The organism is Erwinia pyri (assembly GCF_030758455.1).
Lineage (GTDB): Bacteria > Pseudomonadota > Gammaproteobacteria > Enterobacterales > Enterobacteriaceae > Erwinia > Erwinia pyri.
The window spans coordinates 1-2,872 of record NZ_CP132358.1; the positions used below are offsets into that span (position 1 = coordinate 1).

At 46.2% G+C, this 2,872-nt stretch carries 2 protein-coding genes; both read left to right on the forward strand.

The annotated features are described in order from the left end of the window. Positions 1-96 precede the first annotated feature (96 nt). Positions 97-1,176 (forward strand): ParA family protein, encoded by a 1,080-nt coding sequence (locus tag Q3V30_RS22695; protein ID WP_306213679.1) that lies wholly within the window; start codon positions 97-99, stop codon positions 1,174-1,176. A gap of 886 nt (positions 1,177-2,062) precedes the next feature. Then, entirely contained in the window at positions 2,063-2,263 is a 201-nt protein-coding gene (locus Q3V30_RS22700) for an antitoxin VbhA family protein (protein WP_306213681.1), read from the forward strand. Positions 2,264-2,872 lie beyond the last annotated feature (609 nt).

Below are 2,872 nucleotides of genomic sequence, written 5' to 3' on the forward strand. Positions count from 1 at the left end.
TTAAATAAGGCTTGTGCTGATAAAATAATTTAACAGTACTAAATCCCTTTGCCCTATCATCTGCGACATTGTGAATGATTAGCTCTTGAGGATTCTATGGCTGTTTATACGATTTGGAACAATAAGGGCGGCGTTGGTAAAAGTTACCTTACTTTTCAGATAGCTAGCGAGTATGCACAACAAAACCCTGATAAAAATGTCTTGGTGATTGATATGTGTCCCCAAGCTAATTCTTCCTCGATGCTTTTAGGCGGAATGCTTGATGGAGAAAATAACTTACAACATATCCATTCGGTTTTACCTAGAAACACAATATCAGGTTATATTGAGGCGCGTATTGTAAGTCCTTATGTAAATCCTTTTAGAGGAGCTGATTATTTAACTAATGTTCGTCAGTTTAATAACAAAGTAACTGATAACTTATATTTGGTTGTTGGTGACGATAACTTAGAACTTCAAACACCACAGGTCCTTGGGGCAACTAGGCCTGGCCCACAAGATGCTTGGAGATCTGTGCACCTTTGGCTTAGAGATCTAATAGTTGATATTGAAAATAGGCTTATAGATAAAGAGCTAACAGTATTTATAGACTGCAATCCAAGCTTCTCTATATACACAACTATGTCATTGGCAGCCTCAGAAAGATTGATAATACCATTCTCTGCTGATGGTTCCTCTAAGCGTGCTGTAAGATCTGTTTTGGCGTTGGTTTACGGGAGGAATCGTACCGCAAATCAAGGGGTTGCTCCAGCTAATGCTCAGTCTGAATATTATCGAAATTCCATGAATTATAGGATGGCTATACCTAGCATATATATGTATGTAGGTAACAGATTGACCCAAATAAACAATGGGTCGGCATCAGCATTCAGGCACGTTGTCACAGAGATAACTGAAGAGATATGGTCTGTTTGGCAAAGTGATCCCTCTGTTTTTAAAACGCACCCAAATGGTGCCAATGCACCTACAAACAAAAGAACGTTTAAAAATATGTTTTTATTCGAAATAAGAGATGCAAATACAGCATCTGTTTTTTCTAGTGCAACAGGAACCCCAATGTTAAAAATAACAGCGGGAGCAAGGAAAAACATGAATGGGAAGTTGGTTACTATCAATCAATCACAATTGGATATGCAAGGTCCAAATATTCAAGATCTTGTTTCTAGAATCGAATGATATATATAGCTAAAGTTCCTCTTGTGATCCTTAAAAGCTACGAGTAAGATTTTAAACGAAAAAACCGCCTGGGGAGGCGGTTTTTCGAGGTTAAGTCAGTTGGGGAACTGCTTAACCGTGGTAACAGTCTTGTGCGAGACATGTCACCAAATCTGTCCTTCCAGTGTAGCTGTAGTTAGGTTGCCACTTCAAGAACTCTCAATACATATCTCGCACATCCCTGTTACCAGTGGCTACCGCCAGTGGCGATTCGTCGTGTCTATCAGGGTTGGAATCAAGAGAATATTTACCTGATCAGGCGTGGTAGTCGGACTAAAAGGGGAGTTCGTGCATATAGTCCAGCTTGGAGCGAACCACCTACAAGGAACCCAGTTGCAAGGGTAGGAATGAGAAAACGCCACCTTACGGCGGGCTGCAACGGGTAAACCTCACGGTGGGAACAGGAGAGCGCACGAGGGAGCGACCCATCGGAAACGGTGGGGATCTTTAAGTCCTGTCAGGTTTCGCCCCTTCTGATTTGAGCACCGGAGATCGTTGATTTCTGTGAAGCTCGTCAGGAGGGCGAAGCCTATGGAAAACCGGCACCTCTCCAGCCCTCTCACACTCTCCGTCATGGCTTTCTGTTTGAGCTGGTAACGCTCGCCGGAGAGTCATGACCGAACGAAGTGAGCGAATGACCGAGGAAGCGTAATGTCTGTAATGCTGAACAGGGTTCGTATCGCTCGGCACTCCAGTTTCCTCCCCAATTACACACTCTGCTGCAATAGTTTCCTGCCATTTTCCACTTTTGCCTGCACCGCTATACAACAGCAAAGTCTGGGCAGGACATGTAAAGTGGGCCCACTTTACGCCTGCCTTATTCGCATGACTGCTCAAAGGAAAACTAATGGCTGATGATCGGACACTGCAACTGCGCTTAACCGGGTTCCGTAAAGCTGAGGCCTCGCTCAGGCTTGAAGGTATGGATCCGTCCGGAACTCCGTTTTATGAGTCCGTAAAGGCGCGTATTCTTTCCGGTGAGCTCACCTTCGACGAAGCCCGTGCTGAGATACTGGCTCATCACCAGAAGCGGGCGAAGAATAACTAATGCGGACAGGAAATGTTTTGTGGCCACCGCCAGCTGCGCCGGCGCCACAAAACGGCGGGACAAGATGTGTTTTTGGAGTACCGCCTTAAGCAGGCGATCCCCAAAACACTTCGTCATGGCTGCGCCCCGACACCCTGCCAACGCCTCACGAACGCGAAAAAATTTCGCGCCCGTTCACCGTTTCAGGAGCTGTGCTTTCAGCCCAATGGTTCATGTAAGAGGCTTAATTTTTTTTCACTAAATACTGTCGTGATAGTCAACTGGCCATCACGAATCGTACTTTTTTAGTGGAGGTTTACATGGACTTTGAATTTTTAAGCCACCTTAATGTGGTGCTGGGTATCATCGGCTCACTGCTTAGCATCGCCGCAGCAGTGATCTTTATCTGGCAAAACAGTATTGCGTAATTAGAATGCCCCTTTCGGGGCGTTCACCGCTCCTTTACGCTGTAACCGTCTGCCATTCACCTGCGTGCATAGCCATGCAGCTGCGCCAAAATCATCAGGGGCGTTTTTCAGGGGCTAAGCCGGGGAAAGGTGCCGGAAACGGCCCGTTCCCCGCAGAAACGCGCTGTGGGCCCCTGCGGGGGTGCGGGCAAGGGATGTTATG